Annotated in this window: 2 protein-coding genes; both read left to right on the top strand. The window is 72.9% G+C overall.

From position 1 onward, the window contains the following. The coding region (locus ACWGIU_RS32130) for a hypothetical protein (RefSeq protein WP_453711632.1) at positions 1-2,363 on the top strand (2,363 nt) is incomplete at its 5' end. 333 nt (positions 2,364-2,696) lie between these two features. After that, positions 2,697-3,845: a glycerate kinase gene (locus ACWGIU_RS32125; protein ID WP_453711631.1), complete on the top strand. Its 1,149-nt coding sequence runs from the start codon at positions 2,697-2,699 to the stop codon at positions 3,843-3,845. Positions 3,846-3,893 lie beyond the last annotated feature (48 nt).

Below are 3,893 nucleotides of genomic sequence, written 5' to 3'. Positions count from 1 at the left end.
GCTCGTCCCCGTCCCGCACGACCGACCGGCCCGGACCGCACGCGTTCTGGCGTTTCCTGCCGGCGGCCGCCGCGTACCTCCTTCTGATCTCCCTGCTGCTGGCCTCGGACACCCCGGTCAGCGACATAGCCCGGTACACCTTCTACGTGCTCTGGGGCGTCATGCTCCCCGGCACCCTGGTCTTCCGGGCCCTTCGCCGAGCGCCGCACTCGCTGGTCGAGGACCTCGGCTTCGGCGCGGTCACCGGTCTCGTCCTGGAACTGGCCGCCTGGGCGGTCCTCGTCGCAACCGGCGCCCAGGCGTTCGCCCTCGCCTGGCCGCTCGCGGTGGTGGTCCCCTTCGCGGCCCTGCCGAAGCTCCGCCGGCACTGGCGTCCGCGCGGGTACACCAGCCCCTCGCTGGGCTGGTCCTGGTCGGTCTCCGGGACGGTGATGCTCAGCAGCGTCTACTTCCACCAGGTCTTCCTGTCCCTGTACCCGGTGCTCCCGGACAAGGAGGGCAGCAGGCTCTTCGGCGACATGCCGTACATGCTGTCGCTCGCCGCGAACGCGAAGCAGAACGTCCCGCTGACCCTCCCCCAGGCTTCCGGCGAGCCCCTGTACTACCACTGGTTCACCTTCGCCCACATGGCGATGACCGACATGGTCGGTCACCTCGACCTCGCGGTGATCGAGTCCAGGCTCATGGTCCCCGCGCTGGCGGCGCTCGGCATGGTGATCACCGCCGTGGTGGCCCGGCGCCTCATCGGGCGAGCCTGGGCGGGTCCGCTGGCCGCGCTGCTGGTCTTCGCGGTCGCCGAGTTCACCGCCGCCTACCCCAATCCCGTTCCCACCTGGACCTTCGGCGCCCCGGCCGTCCGGCTGATGTCCTGGTCGAGCCTCTCCCAGACCTACAGCCAGCCGCTGCTGATCGCGCTGATGGGGGTCGTCGGCGACGCGCTGCGCAGGAGCCGCCGGGACGGCGAGGCGGTCATGGACGGCGAAGGCGGCGACCGGGCCCCGCTCTTCGGCCGCGGGGTGTACGTCCTCGTCGCGATGTTCGCCCTGGCCTCCACGGCGGCCAAGGCGAGCACCCTGCCGGTCACCCTGGCCGGCCTCGCGCTGGCCGGTCTCGTCCTGCTGATCACCACGCGGCGCATCCCGTGGCACGTGGTCGCTCTGGGCGCGGTCCTCGGCGGTGCCCAGCTCTTCGCGACGGCCGTCATCTTCAACTTCGAGAGCTACGGCCTCGAGATCATCCCGTTCGGCAACGTGCGGAACTACTGGGCCGATCCGGCGCAACTGCGCTCGCCGGCGTTCCAGGCCCTCGTGGTCGTGGGCACCCTGGTCGCCTTCGTGCTGAACCACCAGCTGAAGCTGCTCGGCGCGATCCCGCTGATCTCGAAGCGGCGCTTCCGGCTGGAGCCCGTCCAGTGGTTCCTGCTCGGTGCCTCCGTGGCGGGTCCGTGTGCCTACCCGGCCGTCAACGGCTACAACTCCAGTTATTTCACCCTCGCCGCGCTGCCCTTCGGGGCCGTGCTGTCGGCCTGGGGCTTCTGCGAGACCTTCGAACGCGCCGCGCTCGGCGCGCGGGGCAAGGCCGCACTCGCCCTCGGCGTGGTCGCCTTCTCCGCCCTGCTCACCTTCGGGATCTACCGCTACTCCGGCCGCTGGTCGGCCTACGTCCTGCGGCTCGCCGGGGACGAGCGGCGCGCGGTCACCTCCTACTCCGTGCTGCTGCCCGCGCTCGGCCTGGCTGGTGCGCTGGCCCTGGCCGCCCTGGTCGGCGTGGTCCTGTGGCGGCTCGGCGGCCGGGTGTGGCCCGCGCTGCGCGGCCGCGGCGGAATCGTCCTGCTGACCGCCGCCCTCACGGCCGGCACCCCGGGGCTCTTCCACGACGTCCTGCAGTCGCGGGAGGACCTGTGGTCGTACTCGTGGGTCATGCCCGGCTCGCAGGTGCAGGCGGCGCGCTGGATCCGCGCCCACAGCGAGCCGTCGGACGTGCTGGCCACCAACAGCCACTGCTGGGAGCTGGAGGGCCCGCTGCCGGCCGGGGCGTCGTGCGACAACGTCCGCTCGCAGTGGCTCAGCGCCTACTCGGAGCGGTCGGTGCTGATCGAGGGCTGGGCGTACGCGCCGCGCGCCATGGCGCTGTCGGGGGGCTCGGCCGCCTACAACGGCCCCTTCTGGGACCAGGAGCTGTTCCGGCTCAACGAGGACGCCGTCTACCGGCCGACGGCCGCGATCCTGAGCCGCCTCCATGACCGGCACCACGTCCGCTACGTGGTGGCGCACCGCCCGTCGGGCGCCGAGTCGCCGCTGCTGGCCGATCTCGCGAAGAAGGTCTACGACAACGGCCGGATGGCGGTGTACGAGCTGTCCTGACCTGGCCGGCCCGCGACCTGGGCCCGGGGCCCCGAGGCGTCACGCCTGGGGACCCCGGGCCTTCGCCGTCCCCGTCCTCGCCCCCGCCCTCCGCCCCCGCCCTCGCCCCCGCCCTCGTCCCGCCAAGCCGCCGGATCCCCTCCGTGCGAGGGCGTCCGGACGTGGCTGTTCCAGTGAGACCGCGCTCGTGCGGCCACACCATGGAGGCATATATCCCTTTTTAGGGGCATGGGCGCTCCGGGTGTGGCCCAGGCCACTCATGGGCATAGGAGGATCCTCCGGATAAGCTCATGGCGGCGCGACTGCACTGTTCGATAGCAAGGGAATAGCAAGGTGACGGACGGAGCAGTAACTGAGGCCGCGCGCGTGCTCATCGCCGCGGACAAATTCAAGGGCTCGCTCACGGCCGTTCAGGTCGCGGAGCGGGTGACGGCCGGCCTTCGCAAGGCCGTACCGGACGTGGAGATCGAGACCCTCCCCGTCGCGGACGGCGGCGACGGAACGGTCGCGGCAGCCGTGGCAGCCGGCTTCGAACGGCGGGAGGTCCAGGTCACCGGACCCCTCGGCGACCAGGTCACGGCCGCCTTCGCGCTGCGCGAGGGCACCGCGGTGGTCGAGATGGCGGAGGCCTCCGGGCTGCAGCTGCTGCCTGCGGGCACCTTCGCCGCGCTGACGGCGACCACGTACGGCTCGGGCGAGCTGCTCAAGGCCGCGCTGGACGCGGGCGCGCGCTCGATCGTCTTCGGCGTGGGCGGCAGCGCCACCACCGACGGCGGCGCCGGCATGCTGGCCGCGCTGGGCGCGGTGTTCCTGGATGCGAACGGCGAAGCGGTGGGGCCGGGCGGTGGCGCGCTGGCCGAGCTGGCCTCGGCCGACCTGTCCGGGATCGACCCGCGGTTCGCGGACGTGGAGTTCGTCCTCGCGAGCGACGTGGACAACCCGCTGACCGGCCCGAAGGGCTGCGCCGCGGTGTACGGACCGCAGAAGGGGGCCTCGCCCGAGGACGTGGCGACGCTCGACGCGGCGCTGGCGCACTTCGCGGTGGTGCTGGAGAAGTCGATCGGCGCGAAGGCCGCCGAGTGCGCGGCACTCCCGGGTGCCGGTGGCGCGGGCGGCATCGGCTACGGGGCCCTGCTGCTCGGCGCGACGTTCCGTCCCGGCATCGAGCTGATGCTGGAGGTGCTGGGCTTCGCCCCGGCGCTGGAGCGGGCCACGCTGGTCATCACCGGTGAGGGGTCCCTCGACGAGCAGACCCTGCACGGCAAGGCTCCGGCGGGCGTCGCGGCCGCGGCGCGCGCGGCGGGCAAGCCCGTGGTGGCCGTCTGCGGTCGGCTGCTGCTGACCCAGGAGGCCCTGGAAGGGGCCGGTATCCGCAAGGCGTACCCGCTCACGGATCTGGAGCCCGACCCGGCCAAGTCCATCCCGAACGCGGGCCCCCTGCTGGAACAGGTCGCCGCCGCCATCGCCGCCGACGTTCTCTGACGCGGCCGCCTCCTTCGAGGGCCCCGACCCCCTTGCCCGGGGGCGGGG

The sequence above is a fragment of the Streptomyces sp. NPDC054840 genome, assembly GCF_053611065.1.
The sequence above is the reverse complement of the archived record's forward strand: the minus strand, read 5'-3'. Positions and strand labels throughout refer to the sequence as shown.